Annotated in this window: 14 protein-coding genes and 1 pseudogene; 6 read left to right on the top strand and 9 right to left on the bottom strand. The window is 71.3% G+C overall.

The window, feature by feature from the left end; genetic code table 11:
- Positions 1-10: 10 nt before the first annotated feature.
- The 4 genes from nikE to QRY02_RS12640 are packed head-to-tail and all read right to left on the bottom strand — an operon-like array spanning position 11 to position 5414.
- Positions 11-1663, bottom strand: a complete 1653-nt coding sequence (nikE, locus tag QRY02_RS12655) for a nickel ABC transporter ATP-binding protein NikE (protein ID WP_285991726.1) — start codon at positions 1661-1663, stop codon at positions 11-13.
- Positions 1660-2556, bottom strand: coding sequence for an ABC transporter permease (locus QRY02_RS12650; protein WP_285991725.1), 897 nt, complete (start codon positions 2554-2556; stop codon positions 1660-1662). Before QRY02_RS12650 ends, nikE begins: the two co-directional genes overlap by 4 nt.
- Positions 2553-3578, bottom strand: coding sequence for an ABC transporter permease (locus QRY02_RS12645; protein WP_285991724.1), 1026 nt, complete (start codon positions 3576-3578; stop codon positions 2553-2555). The genes QRY02_RS12650 and QRY02_RS12645 overlap by 4 nt, the downstream gene beginning before the upstream one ends.
- A 3-nt stretch (positions 3579-3581) precedes the next feature.
- On the bottom strand, positions 3582-5414 hold the full coding sequence (locus QRY02_RS12640; protein WP_285991723.1) for an ABC transporter substrate-binding protein: 1833 nt from the start codon (positions 5412-5414) through the stop codon (positions 3582-3584).
- A gap of 183 nt (positions 5415-5597) precedes the next feature.
- On the opposite strand from QRY02_RS12640, the gene QRY02_RS12635 reads away from it, so the two are divergent.
- The 3 genes and pseudogenes from QRY02_RS12635 to QRY02_RS48825 form a co-directional block, all read left to right on the top strand.
- On the top strand, positions 5598-6425 hold the full coding sequence (locus tag QRY02_RS12635; protein ID WP_285991722.1) for a M55 family metallopeptidase: 828 nt from the start codon (positions 5598-5600) through the stop codon (positions 6423-6425).
- The gene (locus tag QRY02_RS12630; protein ID WP_285991721.1) at positions 6418-7725 is read left to right on the top strand and encodes a M20/M25/M40 family metallo-hydrolase; all 1308 of its coding nucleotides are present in this window, start codon (positions 6418-6420) and stop codon (positions 7723-7725) included. Before QRY02_RS12635 ends, QRY02_RS12630 begins: the two co-directional genes overlap by 8 nt.
- 24 nt (positions 7726-7749) lie before the next feature.
- Positions 7750-7921 (top strand): annotated as a pseudogene (locus QRY02_RS48825) (IS982 family transposase); the annotation flags it as partial.
- An 84-nt stretch (positions 7922-8005) separates the two neighbouring features.
- Here the strand turns inward: QRY02_RS48825 and QRY02_RS12625 are convergent.
- A complete protein-coding gene (locus tag QRY02_RS12625) occupies positions 8006-8734 on the bottom strand; it encodes a dienelactone hydrolase family protein (protein WP_285991720.1) in 729 nt (242 codons plus the stop codon).
- Positions 8735-8758: 24 nt separating this feature from the next.
- Positions 8759-9724, bottom strand: a complete 966-nt coding sequence (locus tag QRY02_RS12620) for a zinc-binding dehydrogenase (RefSeq protein ID WP_285991719.1) — start codon at positions 9722-9724, stop codon at positions 8759-8761.
- Between the two features lie 54 nt (positions 9725-9778).
- Here QRY02_RS12620 and QRY02_RS12615 point away from each other — a divergent pair, with 54 nt between their 5' ends.
- A complete protein-coding gene (locus QRY02_RS12615) occupies positions 9779-10540 on the top strand; it encodes a helix-turn-helix domain-containing protein (RefSeq protein WP_285991718.1) in 762 nt (253 codons plus the stop codon).
- Here the strand turns inward: QRY02_RS12615 and QRY02_RS12610 are convergent.
- On the bottom strand, positions 10530-11168 hold the full coding sequence (locus tag QRY02_RS12610; RefSeq protein WP_285991717.1) for a class I SAM-dependent methyltransferase: 639 nt from the start codon (positions 11166-11168) through the stop codon (positions 10530-10532). The genes QRY02_RS12615 and QRY02_RS12610 overlap by 11 nt on opposite strands.
- Positions 11169-11210: 42 nt before the next feature.
- Complete coding sequence (locus QRY02_RS12605; protein ID WP_285991716.1) at positions 11211-12839, bottom strand: tannase/feruloyl esterase family alpha/beta hydrolase; 1629 nt, start codon at positions 12837-12839, stop codon at positions 11211-11213.
- A gap of 148 nt (positions 12840-12987) precedes the next feature.
- Between QRY02_RS12605 and QRY02_RS12600 the strand changes: the two genes are divergently transcribed.
- On the top strand, positions 12988-17313 hold the full coding sequence (locus QRY02_RS12600; protein WP_285991715.1) for a GH92 family glycosyl hydrolase: 4326 nt from the start codon (positions 12988-12990) through the stop codon (positions 17311-17313).
- Between the two features lie 47 nt (positions 17314-17360).
- Here the strand turns inward: QRY02_RS12600 and QRY02_RS12595 are convergent, their stop codons facing one another.
- The gene (locus QRY02_RS12595) at positions 17361-18317 is read right to left on the bottom strand and encodes a helix-turn-helix transcriptional regulator (RefSeq protein ID WP_285991714.1); all 957 of its coding nucleotides are present in this window, start codon (positions 18315-18317) and stop codon (positions 17361-17363) included.
- 93 nt (positions 18318-18410) lie between these two features.
- Here QRY02_RS12595 and QRY02_RS12590 point away from each other — a divergent pair, with 93 nt between their 5' ends.
- Positions 18411-18806, top strand: coding sequence for a RidA family protein (locus QRY02_RS12590; protein ID WP_285993824.1), 396 nt, complete (start codon positions 18411-18413; stop codon positions 18804-18806).
- Positions 18807-18833: the final 27 nt, after the last annotated feature.

The raw sequence follows: 18833 nt of genomic DNA, 5'->3' as shown, positions 1-18833 counted from the left end.
TCTCGCAGTATCAGGTTTCGACGGTGCGGTGCTGGAGGGTGCCGCCGGGCAGGGCGGCCAGCAGGGACTTCGTGTACTCGTGCCGCGGGTCGAGCAGGACCTGTTCGACGGTCCCGGTTTCGACGAGCTCGCCGCGGTACATCACGGCGACGCGGTCGGCGATGTTCCAGGCCAGGCCCAGGTCGTGGGTGATCACGAGCGCGGCGAGGCCGAGTTCGCGGCGCAGCCGCAGCAGCAGGGCGAGAATTTCGCCGCGGACGGAGGCGTCGAGGGAGGCGACCGGCTCGTCGGCCACCACCACCGACGGCTCGAGCGCCAGCGCCCCGGCGATGACGACGCGCTGGCGCTGGCCGCCGGAGAGCTGGTGCGGGAGCCGGTCGGCGTACTTCTCGGCGGGCCGCAGCTCCGCGGCTTCCAGCGCCCGGTGGACGACGGCCCGCTCGTCGGCGAGCCGGTGGATCCGCGGGCCTTCGGCCACGGCCTCGTACACGGTGTGGGCCGGGTTGAGCGCGCTCGTCGGGTCCTGCAGGACGAGCTGGACCTGACGGCGGTAGGCCTTGAGCCCGGCCCCGCCGGCAGGGACGGGTTTCCCGGCGTAGCGGACCACGCCGGAATCGGGTTTCTGCAGGCCCAGCAGGGTGCGGGCGAGCGTGGTCTTGCCGGAGCCGGACTGGCCGACCAGGGCGACGATCTCGTCGCGGGACACCGTGAGGTCGACGCCGGCGACGGCGTCGATGCGCTTGCCGGTGCGGTCGCGGAAGGACACGCGCAGGTTCTCCGCGGCCAGCAGCGGCTCACCGCCGGGAACGCGGTTCGCCGGTTCGGGCGGCAGCGGGGTGCTGGTGGCCGGGGCGAAGCGGGACACCGGGTCGCCGACGGTGGGGAACGCAGCGGCCAGCGCTCGCGTGTGGTCGTGGCGAGGTGAGCCCATCACCTCGGCGCTGGGGCCTTCCTCGACGATCTGCCCGTCGTACATGACGGCGATGCGTTCGCAGGTGGCGGCGAGCACGGACAGGTCGTGGCTGATCATGATCAGCCCGATGTGCTGTTCGGCGACCAGCTTGGCGAGCAGGGCGAGGACCTGGGCCTGGACGATGACGTCGAGGGCGGTGGTCGGCTCGTCGGCGATGATCAGCCGGGGCGAGCAGGCCAGCGCCATGGCGATCATGACGCGCTGCTTCTGCCCGCCGGACAGCTCGTGGGGGTAGGCACCGGCCCGGCTCGGGGGCAGGTCGACCTGGGTGAGCAGCTCGGCGACGCGGGCGTCGACAGCGGCGTCGGTGAGCGTCTTGCCGGCGGGCGGGTGCAGCCGCAGCGGTTCGGCGATCTGCTCGCCGATCTTGCGGACGGGGTTGAGTGCGTGCATGGCGCCCTGGAATACCACCGACGCCTCGGCCCAGCGGACCGCGCGAAGACGTCCCCACTTCATGGTGGTGACGTCTTCGCCGTCGAGGAGGATTTCGCCGGTGATCTTCGCGGTGCGCGGCAACAGCCGCAGCACGCTCATCGCGACGGTGGACTTGCCCGAGCCGGACTCGCCGGCGACGCCGAGGGTGCCGCCGGGATCGAGGGTGAGGCCGACGCCGCGGACGGCGGGGACTTCGGAGTCCCCCACCGCGTAGGTGACGTTCAGGTCGGTGAGCTGCAGCAGCGGGGTGGTCACTTCTTCAACCTCGGGTTGAACACGGTCTCCAGGCCCCGGCCTACCAGGGTGAAGAAGAGGACGACGAGGACGATGGCGATGCCCGGCGGGAGCACGTTCCACCAGGCGCCGCGGCTGATGGCGCCGTTGTTGAGCGCGTTTTCCAGCACCAGGCCCCAGGTGATGGAGTTGGGGTCGCCGACGCCGAGGAACGACAGGGTCGCGTCGGCGATGACGGCGTTGCCGACGACGAGGGTGGTGTTGGCCAGGACCAGCGGCATCACGCCGGGCAGCACGTGCCGGCCGATGATGTGCAGGTGGCCGCCGCCGAGGGCGTGGGCGCGCTCGATGTAGGGGCGGCTCTCGATGGTGAGTGTCTGGGCGCGGACGAGCCGGGCGGTGCTGGGCCAGGCGGTGAGGCCGATGGCGATGATGATCGTGCCGACGCCCTTGGGCAGCACCGCCGAGAGCGCGATCGCGAGGATCAGGGAGGGCAGCACCAGGAAGAAGTCGGTGAACCGCAGCAGGGTCGCCGACACCCAGCCGCCGAAGTGGGCGGCGGTGATGCCGATCAGGGTGCCGATGACGACCGACAGCAGTGCCGCGGAGAACCCGACGAGCAGGGAGATCCGGGTGCCCCACACGGTCATCAGCAGCACCGAGCGGCCGAAGTTGTCGGTGCCGAGCCAGAAGTCGGCGTTCGGCGGGGACAGCGGTGCCCCGGTGGCCTTGGTGACGTCGAGGCCGGTCTCGTCGCTGATCAGCGGCAGGAGCAGGGCGACGAGCACGGTGGCGCCGAGCAGGACGAGCCCGGTGAGCGCGGCCCGCTGGCCGGCGAACTCGCGCCAGGTCCTCTTCAGCGACGCCCGGCGGCGCGCCCAGGTGATCTGCCGGGGTGTCTCGGCGGTGGTCATGAGGTACGCACCCTCGGGTCGAGCACGCGGTAGAGCAGTTCCGCGAGCAGGTTCATCAGCACCACCGCGCCGGCCAGGACGGTGAACACGCCCTGCAGCACCGGCAGGTCGGGCCCGTGCAGGGCCTCGTAGGTGAGCTGGCCGAGGCCGGGCCAGCTGAACACGGCCTCGACGGTGACCGCGCCGGCCAGCACCGAGCCGAACTGCATGAACACCAGCGTGGTGGTGGGCAGCAGGGCGTTGGGGACGGCGTGGCGGCGGCGGACGAGGTCGTCGCGCAGGCCCTTGGCGCGGGCGGTGGTGAGGTAGTCGGCGTTCATCTCCCCCAGCAGCGACGACCGCATGATCAGCATGTACTGGGCGTAGAACACCGCCAGCAGCGTGACGCACGGGAGCACGAGGTGGTGCAGGACGTCGAGGGTCTGGGAGAGGACGTCGGGTGCGGCGTCCGGGGAGTGCATGCCGCGGCTGGGGAACAGGCCGTTGGTCACCACGAGCAGCATCAGGCCGAGCCAGAACTGCGGGACCGACCACAGGGTCAGCGCGAGCCCGGTCTGGCTGCGGTCGAAGAAGCTGTCGCGGCGCCAGGCGGCGCGGATGCCGAGCCACAGCCCGAGGACGACGGCGAGCAGGGTGGCGCTGCCGACGAGCAGGATGGTCGGCCAGAGCCGTTCGCCGATCATGTCGGCGACCGGGCGGCCGTTGTTGAGCAGCCGGGATTCGCCGAGGTCGCCGTGCAGCAGGCCCCAGAAGTAGTTGCCGAACTGGACGAAGACGGGCTTGTCGACGCCCATCTTCTCGCGCAGCTCGGCGATCATCTGGGGGCTGGTGGGGTGGTCGCGGGTCATCGCCGCGACCGGGTCGCCGGGCAGCATCCGGAAGAGGAAGAAGAACAGCACGATCACCAGCACGATGCTGATCAGCGCTTCGAGGAGCTTCTTGAGCACGAACCGGGCCGTGCCGGTCCCGCCGCGGTGCTCGTCGGGGTCGACGAGCACCGCGGCCTGGTCGGGGGTGGTCATCTCTTACTCGCGGTCCTCTGCCGTCTTGCCGCGGCGGCCGAGCATGATGCCGCCGCCGACGAGGACCACCACGACGACCGCGCCGAGGACGATCCAGAGCACGGTGCTGCCGGAGCTACTGCTCGCGGTGTCGGTGGTGCCGGCCGGGGTGGCGCCGTAGACGCCCCAGTAGCCGGTCTGCTCGAGGATGGCGCCCTTGGGCTGCGGCTGGGTGGTGAAGCCGGAGAACTTGTCGGAGCGGTAGGCCTCGAGCGCGTTCTGGTAGTCGAGCACGATCGTGGGGAACTGGCTGTAGAGCCGGGCCTGGGCCTGCTTGACGTACCCGGCGCGCTTGGCGTCGTCGGTCTCGGTCAGCTGCTTCTTGTAGAGGTCGTCGTAGGCGGCGTCGCAGAAGAAGGTGTCGGTGCTGCCGCCCTTGCCGTCCGGGCTGGGCCGGGCGGCGCAGGTGTGCAGCGACAGCGCGTAGTCCGGGTCGGGGCTGGTGCCGTAGCCGCCGATGGCGAGGTCGTACTTGCCGGTCTCGGTGCGGTCGGACAGCTCGTCGTCGGAGACCAGGTCCTGCTTGACGGTGATGCCGATGTCCTTGAGCCAGCCGGTGACGTACTGGGCGACGCCCTGGTCGTAGCTGCGGTTGGCGTGACCGGTCAGGCGCAGTTCCAGCTTGGCGCCGCCGGGAGCGGTGCGGACGCCGTCGGGGCCTTTCCCGTAGCCGGCCTGGTCGAGGGTCGTGTTGGCGGCGGCGAGGTCGAACTTGACCTTCTCGGCGGCGCTGGGGTCCCAGTGGTAGTCGGCGTAGATGGGGGGCACGACGCCGCCGCCGACCTGGCCGAGGCCCTTGAGGACCTTGTCGACGATGGCCTGGGTGTCCACGGCCTGCGTGATGGCCTTGCGGACGTTGATGTCCTTGAGGACGGGGTTGCCGTCCCCGATCGGGTTGTTGGCGTTGTCGGTGACGCCGAAGTTGATCGACAGCTCGTCGTAGCGGCGGCCGGGGGCGGCGTTGGTGGTGATGCCCTGCTGGTTCTGCAGCGCGGCGAACTGGTTGGGGTTGAGCCGGTTGATGGCGTCGACTTCGCCCTGCTTGAGCGCGTTGACCGCCGCTTCGGTGTCCTTGAACTGCAGCAGCTGCAGTTCGTCGACCTTGGGGGCGCCGCGCCAGTAGTCCTTGTTGGCCTTGAACTTGACGTACTCGTTCGGCTTGTACTCGGTGACCTGGTACGGGCCGTCGGAGACGCCGGCGATGGCGAGGTCGTCCGTCTTGGGGTCCTTGAGGTCCTTGACCGGCTCCCAGATGTGCTGCGGCACGATCGGGACGTCGAGCAGGTTCATGTTGACCTGGACGGTCTTGGTCTTGATGACGAGGGTGGTGTCGTCGGGCGCGGTGACCGTCTCGAAGTTGGCCACGTAGTTGCCGTTGGCGGTGCGGGCGTTCTCGTCGGTGAGCATGCGGTTGAAGGTGAAGGCCGCGTCCTTGGCGGTCACCGGCTGCCCGTCGCTCCACTTGACGCCGCTGCGGATCTTGAAGGTCCAGGTCAGCTTGTCCGGCGACGGGGTCCACGACTCGGCGAGCGCGGGCGAGGCTTCGGCCTTTTCCGCGTTCGGGACGGTCAGGAACTCGAAGGTGAACCGGCCGATTTGTGTGGATGCCGACAGCACGGCGGTGAAGGGGTTGAGGTGGTCGATGCCGGTGGTGAGCGCGACCCGCAGCACCTTGCCCTGCTGGGCCTGGGCGGGAACGGCGAGCGGGATCGCCGCCAGTGTCGCGGCCGCGACGACCGCGCCCACGCGGGCCAATCGCCCGGCTCTGCGTTGGAACTGCACCGAAAACCACCCCATCATTCGCTTGTGAGCCTCCCCAAGGACGAGAAGTAACCACATACCGGGACAACCGCGCAATATGTTGCCGCCTCGGCAGGTGCCCGATCGTTATCGACCCGCCGGTCGTCACTGTGCGTGATGCTCGGCCGAGGGGGGGCGTTTCGCGGCCGGAGGCCGGGCGCGCTGGCTAGAGTGCCCGGCATGCACATCCTGATCTCGGCGGACATGGAGGGCGCCACCGGCGTCACCTGGACCGACGACGTCGTGCCCGGTTCGCCGCAGTGGGACCGCTTCCGGCGGCTGTTCACCGGCGACGTCAACGCGGTGCTGGCCGGGCTGTACGAGGCCGGCGCGAGTGACGTGCTGGTCAATGAAGCCCATTCGTCGCAGCGGAATCTGCTGCTGGAGGACCTCGACCCGCGGGCGCGGATGCTCACCGGGCGGCACAAGCCGCTGTCGATGATGCAGGGCATCGATTCCGGTGTGGACGGTGTGGTGTTCCTCGGCTACCACGCCGGCGCGGGCTTCGACGGGGTGCTCTCCCACACGTACCTGGAGAACCAGATCACCGGGGTGTGGCTGGACGACGTCCCGGCGAGCGAAGGCAGGCTGAACGCGGGCATGGCCGCGGAGTACGGCGTCCCTGTCCTGCTCGTTTCGGGTGACGACAAAACGTGTGACGACGCCCGTGATTACGCTCCGGAGGCGGAGCTGGTCCAGGTGAAGGAATGCGTGAGCCGGTACGCGGCGATCTGCCTGCCGCCGTCGCGGACGGCGGAGCTGCTGACCGGCGCGGCGGCCGAGGCCATGGGGCGCGCGGGCCGGGAGGAACGCCGGGTGGGCCCGCACCGGATCGAGGTGGAGTTCGACGCGAGCCACCTGGCGCAGTCGACGGCGGTGATCCCCACGGTGGAGCAGATCGGGACGCGGCGGGTCGGGTTCGACGCGCCGACCATGACCGAGGCGATGAAGGCGTTCAAGGTCGTCACGGCGATCGCGGCGGGGGCGGTGCAGGGCATCTATGGGTGACGTGGCCGACGTCGTCGAGCTGTGCGCGGACCTGATCCGGTTCGACACGACCAACCGCGGCGGCAACGACGCCGAGCCGGAGCGGCCGGCGGCGGAGTACGTGGCCGCGTTCCTGGACGGCCTGGGCATCCCGTCGCGGATCCTCGAGGCCGCGCCGGGGCGGGCCAGTGTCATCGCGCGGGTGCCGGGCACCGATCCGTCGCTGCCCGCGCTGCTGGTGCAGGGGCACCTGGACGTCGTTCCGGCGGACGCGGCGGACTGGTCGGTGCCGCCGTTCGCCGGCGAGGTGCGCGACGGGTACCTGTGGGGCCGCGGCGCGACCGACATGAAGGACTTCGTGGCGATGGTGCTCGCGGCGCTGGCCGGCGGGGCGCGGCCGCGGCGCGAGCTGGTGCTGGCATTCGTCGCCGACGAGGAGGACCGCGGGGACTGGGGCGCGCACTGGCTGGTCGCCCGGCACCCGGAGCTGTTCGAGGGTTGTGCCGCGGCGATCAGCGAGTCGGGCGGCTACACCTACCACGTGCCCGCGGCCGACGGGCGTGACGTGCATCTGTACCCGGTCGGGACGGCCGAGCGCGGGACGGCGCACCTGCGGCTGACCGCGCGGGGCCGGGCCGGGCACGGGTCGCGGCCGAACGACGAGAACGCCGTCACCCGGCTGGTGGGTGCGCTGCACCGGATCGCCGCGCACCGCTGGCCGGTGTCGCTGACCCCGGCGGTGCGGGCGTTCCTGGAGCGGACCGGCGCGGCTTTGGGTGTCCCGGTCGACCTGTCGTCTTCGGACGGGGTGGACGCGGCGGTGGCCGCTCTCGGCCCGGCCGGCGGCCTGGTGCTGCCGACGATCCGCAACAGCACGACCCCGACGATGCTGGACGCGGGCTACAAGGTGAACGTGATCCCGTCGACGGCGACCGCGCAGGTCGACGTGCGGGTGCTGCCGGGTACCGATGAGTCGTTGTTCGCCGCGCTGGACGAGCTGCTCGGCGAGGGCGTGACGCGCGAGTTCGTCGCGCACCAGCCGCCGGTGCAGGCCCCGGTGGATTCCCCGTGGTTCGCCTCGATGGCGTCTGCGCTGCAGGCGGAGGATCCCGAAGCCGTGGTGGTGCCGTACTGCCTGGGTGGCGGGACGGACGCGAAAGCGTTCACGCGGCTGGGGATCGACTGCTACGGCTTCGCGCCGTTGTGGCTGCCGAAGGGGTTCCCGTACCGGGCGATGGCGCACGGGGTGGACGAGCGGGTGCCGGTCGAGGGCCTGCACTTCGGCACCCGCGTCCTGACCCGGTTCCTCGAGAACTGCTAGAGGGCCCGGTCGAGGAGAGCCAGCAGGCGACGGATGGGCAGACCGCCCAGGATGACCGATTCGGAACTGGTGACTTACGCGGTGGCCCGGGCCCTGCTCGGGTTCACTTCCGAGGCCCGCTGGCTGCGGTGCCTACCTGCCCGGTGTGTGCTGGTACCTGGCCGGCCAGTCCGGCTACAGTCGTCGCCCACGCCGCCATCTGGCACAACCGCGCCACCAGCCAACCCATCACCCGATTGCTGACTGCCTACGACCACTGACCGAGTTGCGCATTACTCGTCTAGGTCAGCGAGCGGTCGAGGAGAGCCAGCAGGCTGTCCCAGTGGTGCCGCAGGGCGGCGGGGTCGAAGGCGTCGGTGTCGGACATGGTGAAGCCGTGGACGGTTCCGGGGTAGATCTCGGAGGTGTACTCGAGCCCCGCGGCGTCCAGGGTCCGGTTGAGCTCGGCGAGGGCCTCGGGCGTCAGGTCGGTTTCGGCGTGGCCGAAGTGGACGCGGGCGGTGAGCCGGTGCAGGCTGTCGGGCCCGGCTGCGCCCACCGGCGCGTGGAACGCGGCGAGGGCGGCCACCCGGCCGGGGTGGGCCGCGGCGGTGTGCGTGGCCAGGAGGCCGCCGATGCAGTAGCCGGTCACCGCGACCGGTCCGGGGCCGACCTCGGGCCGGGTGGTGAGGAACCGCACGTAGGCGTCGGCGTCGGGCAGGATCCGGTCGGTGGTGTGCGCCTCGATCATCGGCATCAGCCGGGCGAAGATCGCGGGCCGGGCTGCTTCTCCGATGTGCTCGGGGAGGTCGAGCACCGGCGCCGGGCCGTGGCGGTAGAAGGGGTTGGGGACGAGCACGTAGTACCCGCGACCGGCCAGTTCCTCGGCCATCTCGCGCAGCACGGGCCGGATGCCCAAACCGTCCGGGTACATCAGCACCCCGGGGTGGCGTTCGCCGTCGGCGGGGAACGCGGCGAAGGCGTCGGCGACGCCGTCCGCGGTGGGGATCTGCAGTGACTGGGTGGGCATGACGGCCGAGCCTAGGCCACCGGATCAAGGCACGACGACGAGTTTTCCGGCGGCGCGGTCGTCCTCCATGTACCGGTGGGCGGCGGCGATCTCGCCCAAGGGGAAGACCCGGTCGACGTGCGGGTGGTAGGTGCCGGCTTCCACTTCGCCGACGATCCGCTGCAGCCGGGCCGTGCTGCCTTTGCGGTCGTCGCTGTGGAACGCGGTGAGCTTGGTGCCGGACGGGATCTTCGCGATCGGCTCGAAGTCCGGGACGATCCAGCCGCTGAGCGAACCGGCCACGCACACCGTGCCGCCCCGGCGGACCAGGCGCAGGGAGTCCACGGCGGTGCGGGCGCCGACCAGGTCGAGGACCCAGTCCGGGCCGTCGGGCCACAGCTGCGGCAGGCCGTCCAGCGGGCCGCCGTCGTCGATGAGCACCTGGCCGGTCAGCGCGGCCGCCTTGTCCGGGCGGCGGGTGGTGGCGGCGATCTCCAGGCCGTGCCCGGCCGCGATCGACGCGGCCGCCAGCCCGACCGAGGACGTGCCGCCGCGGATCAGCAGCCGGCCGCGGCTGCCCGGGCCGATCCCGAGCGCGTCGAGCGCGCCTTGGGCGGTCAGGTACGTCTCGGGCAGCGCCGCGAGGACGTCCCAGGGCAGGGTGGTGGTGACCGGCATCAGCAGCGGGTTCGGCAGCAGGGCGTATTCGGCGTAGCCGCCGTCGAAGGCGCGGCCCATCTCCCCCATCATCGCCGCGACCGTGGCGCCGTCCGGGATCCGCGGGTCGGTCGAGGCGGCGACGGTCCCCACGCACTCGATCCCGAGCACCCGCGGGAAGGCCACGTCCGGGGAGTGCCCCTGCCGGGTCCTCAGCTCCGACCGGTTCAGGCCGGTCCCCCGCACCTGCACCAGGCTCCAGCCGTCCCGGACCGCCGGGACCGGCACCTCGTGGATCTCCAGCACCTCCGGGCCGCCGGCCCGGACGCAAACCGCCGCTCGCATCGTCTTCATGCGTCCCACTGTGGTCGGCGCGGGGGTGGCCGACCACCGGTAGAATGCCAAGCCATGCCCATTGGCCGCCAAGCCTCGCCGGTCTCGCGGATCTGGCCGTCCGGTGGGGTGCACCTGTGGCCGCCGGGCGGCACCAGCGCGGCGGACGCCCACGAGCGCGGGCACCTGGTCTACGCCGCCCGGGGTGTCCTGTCGGTGCACACCGAGCGGGGCACGTCGATCGTCCCGGCGAACCGGGTGGCCTGGACCCCGGCCGGCTTCACCCACCGGCACCGCGCGCACGGCCACACCGACATGCGGATCGTGTTCCTGCCCGCGGCACTGGCCCGGCTCGTGCCCGATCGGCCCGCGGTGTTCACCGCTTCGGGCCTGGCCCGCGAGGTGCTGCTCGCCCTCACCGGCCCGCGCGAGTACGACCGGGCCGCGAGCGCCCGCCTGCGCCGGGTCCTGGTCGACGAACTGCGCGAAGCACCCGAACAGCCGCTGCACCTGCCCGAACCCCGCGACGACCGGTTGCGGGCGATCGCGCGAAGGCTGTACGAGGAACCCGGGGACAACACCCCGCTGGCGGAACTCGGACAGCGGAGCGGGGCCAGTGCGCGCACGCTCAGCCGGTTGTTCCGCGACGAGCTCGGCATGACGTTCCACGAGTGGCGCACCCAGGTGCGCGTCGGCCACGCACTGGTCCTGCTCGCCGACGGCCACGACACCGCGTACACGGCCCGCGCGTGCGGATGGGCGAACCCGAGCCACTTCATCGCGGCGTTCACGGCCGTCGTCGGGACGACGCCCGGCCGCCACCGGGCTAACGGGTGAAGGTGGCCCAGTAGCGGGCGCCGTCGCGGATGGTTTCCAGGCTGACCAGCCGGACGCCGTCCTGGGCGACGGATTCGATGTCTGCGCGGCTGAACGGCCACGGCGGGCTCTGCCAGTTCGCCATGTCCATGTTCTCCTCCGCGACTTCGCAAACCAGCGCGGTTCCGCCCGGGGCGAGGAACCCGGCCAGCGACGCCACCGCGGCGGGCCGGAAGTCCCGGGGCATCGCCTGGATGTTTATGATCTCCACGATCAGGTCGAAGGCCTGCCGCCACTGCGCCGGCGGGTTCAGCAGGTCCGCCACCACGTAGTCCACTGTGGACGTGGGGAAGCGGGTGCGGGCGGCTTCGATCGCGGTGGAGGCGACGTCGAACGCGGTGACGGCCCAGCCGGCCGCGGCCAGGAACTCGGCGTCGTCACCGAGGGCGCTGCCGACGACCAGGGCACGGCGGCCCTCGCCGGGGCTCGCCCAGGCGGCCAGCTCCGCGTTCGGCACGTTGCGGGCCCAGGGCAGCTCGGCCTCGCCGCGCGCGGCGGCGGTGTAGAGCTGCTCGAACCACCCGGTGGGGTTGCCCTCGGCGAGGGAGGCGCGGGCGAGTACGCGGTCGGCGGGTTCCGGCGTCGTCATGATCGTGACCCTAGCGGCGACGCCGGGACCCGCGGGACCGGATTACGGCGCGACCGGCCCCGGCAGGCCGTACAGCTTCTCCCCCGCCCAGTGGACGACGTCCCGGACCGGTGAGGACGGCGGGGCGGGGCGGAAGTTGGCGGCGTCGTCGATGCTGCCGGTGCCGTCGTAGACGGCTCGCTGCGGGTAGGCGAACACCGGCCGGGTGCGGGTGACGGTGCCTGCGGCGTCGCGGCCGGTCGCGGTCACCCGGGTGGGGGTGGTGCCGCGCTCGACCCAGGCGACCAGTTCGCGCAGCGGGTCGAATTCGGTGAGCGTGGTGCCGCCGCCGCAGTGGTAGAGCGACGGGACCATGAACAGCCGCGCCCAGTCCTGCGGGCGGCCGTGGGTGAGCCGCTGGTAGTAGTCGAGCGTGCCGGCCGGCGGGATGGCCTCGTCGGCCCAGCCGTGCCAGAGCAGCAGCTTGCCGCCCCGCCGCTGGAACGCCGACAGGTCGAGGCTCATCGCGTCGTAGCGGACGCCGACCGGGGTGAGCCGGTCGAATTCGCGCCGGGTGAAGGCGAAGGTGTCGACGGTGGCGGCCGGCGCGCCGATCGGGTAGCCGAGGTAGCGCAGGTAGTTGTCGGCGAGGTTGCGGGCGAAGGCGAAACCGCCGGTCTCGGGGGTGGCGATGATCCAGCCGGCCCAGGACAGCTCGGACCCGGGCAGCTGGCCGCCGGGGTAGAGCAGGGTGCCGCGGGCGTCGGTGGGCGGCGAGTAGAGCTTGCCGACGACGGCGGCCTGGGCCGGGGTGAGGCAGGACGGCGTCTCGGCGCCGGTGCAGATCAGCGTGGCCGGGTCGAAGCGGCAGGCGCGGGGGTCGTCGAGCTGGCCGTCGGCGAGCCCGTCGAGGCGGTCGCAGGCGGCCAGGACGGCGTCGTGCAGGGCGGGCAGCTTGGCGGCGGTGAGGATCGGGCTGCCGTCGGCGGCGCTGTTCACCCGGGCGAGCCAGGTCTGGTAGACCCCGAGCAGCGGGCCCCAGTAGTTCGCGGGCGCGCCGGCGTCGATGCCGTCGAAGTCCGCCGGGTACCGCTGGGCGAGCAGGAGGCCTTCGCGGCCGCCGTCGGAGCAGCCGGTGAAGTAAGACTTGCGCGGTGGGGCGCCGTAGAAGGCCTGGATGATCGCCTTCGCGGCGCGGGAGACGACGTGGGGTGCGCGGAACTCGAAGTCGTCGCGGGCGGCCTGGTCGTGCGCGCCCCAGCTGCCGTCGTCGACGACGGCGGGGGTCTTGCCGATGTGGCCGTCGTCGGTGGCGGCGACCGCGAAGTCGCCGCCGTGGGGCAGGCAGTCGGCGAAGGCGGGCGGGTTGACCAGGCCGCAGAAGCCGCCGCAGCCGTACTGCAGGTAGCGCCCGGTGTAGGTCTTGGTGGGCAGCCGCAGCTCGAACCGGACGGCGGGTTCGACGTAGCCCTGGACGCCGCAGTATTCGGGATCGGTGGCGGTGGCCGCGACAACGGCTGACGAGGTGACGTGGGTGGTGGCGCCCGGGAGGGTGAACCCGCGGACCAGGTCGGCGCAGGCGGTCACCGGCCGGATGGTCGAGCCGGTCGCCGCGGTGGCGGTGGCCGGGGTGAACGTGGTGGTGGCGAGCGTGAGTGCGGCGATGGCGGTGAAGATCTTGACTGGTCTCATCGGGCCCCCGTTTTCCGCGTTGTCTGATTTTGGCCAGGTTTGGCGAGCGGTCTTGACATCGATGTCACCCGCGCGTTTCCCTTCGTTGGCGCCGCCGGTCCCCGCCTGCGCGGCGCTGCTGAATCCGCCCTCCGAGCTTGGAGCAACGATGCCCCGAAGCGCCAGACCGCCGGTCGCTTTCCTGGTGACCGCTGCCGTGGTCGCCGCCGGCCTGGTCGCCCTCCCCGCGGCCTCGTCCGCCGCCGAAGACGTCCTGCCGGCCGACTTTTCGTCCTCCTTCGAGTCCGGTGACGTCCAGCCGACGTGGACCGACACGGTCGACACCGACGCGGCGGGCAAGCCGCGCGCGTCCGGGATCAACGGCGCGAACGGCACCGCGATCCCCGGTGACATCCGCGGCAAGGTGACCGAAACCAGCGCCAGCAGCGAGAACGCCGGTGGCGGCGAGGTGGTGTCGAACCTCGTCGACGGCACGACCGACACCAAGTGGCTGTCGTGGGACCCGACGGCGTGGGCGCAGATCACGTTGTCGGAGCCGACGTCGATCACGCACTACGCGATTTCCTCGGCCAACGACTTCGCCGAGCGCGACCCCAAGGACTGGACGCTGCAGGGCTCGAACGACGCGAGTGCCTGGACCGACCTCGACAGCCAGACCGGCCAGGCGTTCACCGCCCGGTTCCAGCAGAAGGACTACAAGCTGGCCGCACCGACCGCGGCGTACCGGTACTTCCGGCTGAACGTCACCGGCAACAACGGCGGGCCGATCCTGCAGCTGTCGGAGCTGCTGCTGGCCAACGACGAGCCGGCGCCGCCGCCGTTGCCCAACATGCGCAGCTTCACCGACTCCGGGCCGACCAGCGGGTACACGAACAAGAACCGCGTCGGCTTCACCGGGCTCAAGGCGTTCCGCTACTCCGGCAGCCAGACCCAGGGCCACGGCTGGTCCTACAACAAGGTCTTCGACGTGAACGTTCCCGTCGTGGCCTCGACCGAGCTGTCCTACAAGGTGCAGCCGCAGTTCATCACCGGCGACCTGAAGTACCAGAGCACGAACGTGGCGATCGACCTGGTCTTCACCGACGGCACCCGGCTGCGCGACCTGGGCGCGACCGACCAGTACGGGTTCCCGCTCACGCCGGAGGGCCAGGGCAAGAGCAAGGTGCTCTACACCAACCAGTGGAACCTGGTGCGCTCGGCGATCGGCACGGTGGCCAAGGGCAAGACGATCGACCGGATCCTGGTCGGCTTCGACAACGCGGGTGGCCCCGGCTCGCTGCAGGGCTGGCTGGACGACGTGAAGATCTCCGCCACGCCGACGCCGCCGGCCAGCACCCGCCCGACCGACAACGTGCTCACCACGCGCGGCACGATGGCCAACGGCACCTTCTCCCGCGGCAACAACTTCCCGGCCACGGCCGTGCCGCACGGGTTCAACTTCTGGACCCCGGTGACCGACGCGAACGCCGACAACGGCGACGTGCGGTGGATGTACAACTACCACAGCCAGAACAACGAGCAGAACCTGCCGGAGCTGCAGGCGTTCAGCGTCAGCCACGAGCCGAGCCCGTGGATGGGCGACCGGCAGACCTTCCAGGTGATGCCGTCCGCGGCCACCGGGGTGCCGGACGCGAACCGCGACGCCCGGGCGCTGGCGTTCAAGCACGACAACGAGACCGCTCGCGCGCACTACTACGGTGTGCAGTTCGAGAACGGGATCAAGACCGAGATCGCCCCGACCGACCACGCGGCGGTGTTCCGGTTCTCCTTCCCGGGCAGCGACTCCAGCCTCATCTTCGACAACTACAAGAACCAGGGCGGGCTGACCCTCGACACCGCGGGCGGCACGCTGTCGGGCTACACCGACGTCAAGAGCGGCCTGTCGGCCGGGGCGGGGCGGATGTTCGTCTACGCCACCTTCGACAAGCCGGTCACCGCGGGCGCGAAGCTCACCGGGCAGGGCCACGACGACGTCGCCGGCTACCTGCGGTTCGCCGCCGGTGCCGACAAGACCGTGACCATGCGGATCGCGACGTCGCTGATCAGCGTGGACCAGGCGAAGAAGAACCTGGCGCAGGAGATCGCGCCGAACGCGACCTTCGACTCCGTCCGCGACGCCGCGCAGCGGATCTGGGACGACCAGCTGAAGGTGATCGAGGTCGAGGGCGCGTCGAAGGACCAGCTCACGACGCTGTACTCGAACCTGTACCGGCTGTTCCTCTACCCGAACTCCGGCTTCGAGAACACCGGCACGAAGGAAAAGCCGGTCTACCAGTACGCGAGCTTCGTCTCGCCGAAGGCCGGGGTGGACACCCCGACGCAGACCGGGGCGAAGATCGTCGACGGCCAGACCTACGTCAACAACGGGTTCTGGGACACCTACCGCACGACGTGGCCGGCGTATTCGCTGCTCACGCCGGACATGGCCGGGAAGATGGTCGACGGGTTCGTGCAGCAGTACCGCGACGGCGGCTGGATCTCGCGGTGGTCGTCGCCGGGCTACGCGGACCTGATGACCGGGACCAGCTCGGACGTCGCGTTCGCCGACGCCTACCTCAAGGGGGTGCGCAACTTCGACGTCAAGGCGTCCTACGACGCGGCGCTGAAGAACGCGACGGTGACGCCGCCGAACAACGCGGTCGGCCGCAAGGGCATCGACGAGGGCATCTTCCTCGGCTACTCGCCCAACACCGCCGACCACGGGTTCTCGTGGTCGATCGAGGGCTACGTCAACGACTACGGCATCGCGAACCTGTCGAAGAAGCTCTACGACGAAGCCCCGGCGAGTGATCCGCGCAAGCAGGAGTACCTGGCGAACTACGAGTACTTCACCAGCCGGGCGCAGCAGTACGTGAACCTGTTCGACCCGAGTGTCGGGTTCTTCCAGGGCCGGGACGCGGCGGGCAAGTTCAGCCGGTCGCCGCAGGACTACGACCCGCGGGTGTGGGGCATCGACTACACCGAGACCAACGGCTGGGGCATGGCGTTCTCCGTGCCGCAGGACGGGCAGGGCCTGGCGAACCTCTACGGCGGCAAGACGGGCCTGGCGAAGAAGCTGGACGCCTTCTTCGCCGACCAGGAGACCGCGAACTTCCCGGGCTCCTACGGCGGGGTGATCCACGAGATGCGGGAGGCCCGCGACGTCCGGATGGGCCAGCTCGGGCACTCCAACCAGGCCTCGCACCACACGCTCTACATGTACGACTACGCGGGCCAGCCGGCCAAGACGCAGGAGAAGGTCCGCGAGGCGCTCTCGCGGCTCTACACCGGCAGCGAGATCGGCCAGGGCTACGCGGGTGACGAGGACAACGGCGAGCAGTCGGCCTGGTGGACCTTCAGCGCGCTGGGCTTCTACCCGCTGCAGATGGGCAGCCCGGACTACGCGATCGGGTCGCCGCTGTTCAAGAAGGCGACGATCCACCTGGCCGGTGGCAAGGATCTGGTGATCAACGCGCCGAAGAACAGCGCGAAGAACGTCTACGTCCAGGGTGTGAAGGTCAACGGCAAAGCGCACTCTTCGACGTCGCTGTCGCAGGAGCTGATCGCTCGCGGTGGGGTCATCGACTTCGACATGGGCCCGAACCCGTCGAAGTGGGGCACCGGCCCGAACGACGCGCCGAAGTCGATCACCCAGGGTGACGCCGTCCCGGCGCCGCTGCACGACGAGACCGGCCCCGGCAGGGGCACGCTGTCCACTTCGGACGGCTCGAACGCGGCCGCGCTGGTGGACAACACCTCGCGCACCCAGGCCGCGGTCACCGGCGCCGTGCAGTACCAGCTGAACTCGACCGATGAGGCTGTCACGAATTACACGCTGACGTCCCAGACCGGTGCGGGCGATCCGAAGAGCTGGGTGCTGAAGGGCTCCTACGACGGCAAGACGTGGGCGGTGGCCGACCGGCAGGAGAACCAGGCGTTCAGCTGGCGGCAGCAGACCCGCGCGTTCAAGGTGGCCGACCCGGCGCACTACGCCTACTACCGGCTCGAGGTGACCGCGACCAGCACCGGCGCTCCGGCGCAGCTGGCCGAGTTCGAGCTGCTGGGCAAGCCGGACGCGGCGTGCACGAAGACGATCACGGGGACGCAGTCCGGTCCGCTTGCGGTCACTTCGGGCACGGTGTGCCTGCAGGACGCGACGGTGTCCGGCCCGGTCACGGTGAGCGGCGGTGCGTCGCTGATCGTCCGCGGCGGTCAGGTCAAGGGCCCGCTCGCGGCGACGGGTGCGGCTCAGGTGGTGCTGAACCGCACGAAGGTGGGCGGTCCGGTGGCGATCACCGGGGCGACCGGTCCGGTGTCGATCGAGCTGACCGAGATCGGCGGCCCGGTGGCCTTGACGGGCAACCACGGGCCGGTGCTGACCTCCAGCACCGTCGGCGGCCCGCTGGCGTGCGCGGTGAACAACCCGGCGCCGACCGACCACGACCTGCCGAATGTCGTGCGCGGCCCGGTCGCCGGGCAGTGCACGAAGATGTAGATCCGCGGTACTGCGGTGAGGGCCACCCCGGGCGATCGGGGTGGCCCTCACCGTTTCCGGAGCCGGTCGTCTCCGTAGCGGTCGGCGATCGCCATCGCCCGCTCGCGCAGGGCCGTGCGCAACGACTGCGGAGCCAGGGCTTCGGCGCCCGTGCCCAGCTGCCACAGCGCCCACTCCGCGTGCCACGCGTCCTGGTAGGTCACTTCGAACCGCAGCCAGCCGTCGGCCCCGGGCTCCTCCGCGCGGACCGCCACCGCCGTGCCCAGCAGGTCCTCGCGGCGGGCCGGCCGGACCCGGACCCGGGCCGTCAGGTGACCGTCGGCCAGGAAGGCGGCGCAGCGTTGCCGCCAGATGCGGTCCAGGTCGACCTCGCCCGGCCGCTCGGCCGGCTCGGGTAGCTCCTCCGCCGCCAGGACCCGGGACAGCCGGTACGTGCGGTCCGCGCCCGCCCTCGTCGCCAGCAGGTAGCCGCGGTCGCGGACGGTGACCAGGCCGATCGGGTCGACCGTGCGCCACTGCGGCTCCTGGCCCGTGGCCGCGTAGTGGATCCGCAGCCGGCGACCACCGAGGACCGCGCGGCGGACCTCGGCCATCGTCGGGTGGTCCACCTCCTCGGCAGCCCAGCGGCGGGAGAGCAGGTCGGTCTCCGGCTCGACGAGGAACCGCCCGGCCGTGGCCAGGTGGGTTTCGGGCAGGGCGTCGGCCACCTTGCGCATGGCCGAGGCCAGCGCCGGGCCGAGGCCGAAAGCCGGCCCGGTGGTCAGCAGGGCCAGTGCTTCGTCGTGGTTCAGGCCGGTGAGCTCGGTCCGGAAGCCGGGCAGCAGCGCGAACCCGCCGTGCCGGCCGCGTTCGGCGTAGACCGGGACACCCGCCGCCGACAGCGCGTCGATGTCGCGCAGCACCGTGCGCGTGGAGACCTCCAGCTCGCGGGCCAGCACGTCCGCGGTCAGCCGCCCACGCCGGCGCAGCAGCAGCACCAGGGAGACCAGCCGGTCGGCACGCACTCCGGAACGGTAGCGAATACCCGACAGAGGATGTCGTGATTCGCCGGAAAGCTCCTCGGCGCAGTACTCGCAACGAACGGAGCTGATGTGGCACTGGAACGAACGGCGGTCAACCCGGTGACGTGGTCTCATGCGCTGGGCTTCAACCAGGGGGAGGTCGTCGCGGGGCAGACCCGCACCCTGTACTGCTCCGGGCAGACGTCGATGGACGCCGAGGGCAAGCCCCGGCACGAGGGGGACATGGCCGCCCAGCTCGCGGTGAGCCTGGACAACCTGGAGGCCGTGCTCGCCGAGGCCGGCATGTCCCTGGCGAACCTGGTCCGGCTGAACGTCTACACCACCGACGTCGACGGGCTGTTCCCGCACTACGGCGTGCTGGCGGCGCGGCTGGGTGCCGCCGGGGTGGCCCCGGCCACCACGATGCTCGGGGTGAGCAGGCTGGCGATCCCGGGTCAGCTGGTGGAGCTGGAGGGCACCGCCGTCGCCTGAAAAGGACACTGCTGCCCGCACCGGTGC

The sequence above is a fragment of the Amycolatopsis sp. DG1A-15b genome, from assembly GCF_030285645.1.
In the GTDB taxonomy this organism is placed as follows: Bacteria; Actinomycetota; Actinomycetes; order Mycobacteriales; family Pseudonocardiaceae; genus Amycolatopsis.
This window is presented reverse-complemented; position numbering and strand designations above follow the sequence as displayed.

What these genes read in the sequence shown, in the direction of transcription:
- QRY02_RS12605 (WP_285991716.1), bottom strand. Translation starts at nt 12,839, where the DNA reads ATGAGACCAGTCAAGATCTTCACCGCCATCGCCGCACTCACGCTCGCC.
- QRY02_RS12645 (WP_285991724.1), bottom strand. Translation starts at nt 3,578, where the DNA reads ATGACCACCCCCGACCAGGCCGCGGTGCTCGTCGACCCCGACGAGCAC.
- QRY02_RS12620 (WP_285991719.1), bottom strand. Translation starts at nt 9,724, where the DNA reads ATGAAGACGATGCGAGCGGCGGTTTGCGTCCGGGCCGGCGGCCCGGAG.
- QRY02_RS12650 (WP_285991725.1), bottom strand. Translation starts at nt 2,556, where the DNA reads ATGACCACCGCCGAGACACCCCGGCAGATCACCTGGGCGCGCCGCCGG.
- QRY02_RS12640 (WP_285991723.1), bottom strand. Translation starts at nt 5,414, where the DNA reads ATGGGGTGGTTTTCGGTGCAGTTCCAACGCAGAGCCGGGCGATTGGCC.
- QRY02_RS12610 (WP_285991717.1), bottom strand. Translation starts at nt 11,168, where the DNA reads ATGACGACGCCGGAACCCGCCGACCGCGTACTCGCCCGCGCCTCCCTC.
- QRY02_RS12600 (WP_285991715.1), top strand. Translation starts at nt 12,988, where the DNA reads ATGCCCCGAAGCGCCAGACCGCCGGTCGCTTTCCTGGTGACCGCTGCC.
- QRY02_RS12635 (WP_285991722.1), top strand. Translation starts at nt 5,598, where the DNA reads ATGCACATCCTGATCTCGGCGGACATGGAGGGCGCCACCGGCGTCACC.
- QRY02_RS12615 (WP_285991718.1), top strand. Translation starts at nt 9,779, where the DNA reads ATGCCCATTGGCCGCCAAGCCTCGCCGGTCTCGCGGATCTGGCCGTCC.
- QRY02_RS12630 (WP_285991721.1), top strand. Translation starts at nt 6,418, where the DNA reads ATGGGTGACGTGGCCGACGTCGTCGAGCTGTGCGCGGACCTGATCCGG.
- QRY02_RS12625 (WP_285991720.1), bottom strand. Translation starts at nt 8,734, where the DNA reads ATGCCCACCCAGTCACTGCAGATCCCCACCGCGGACGGCGTCGCCGAC.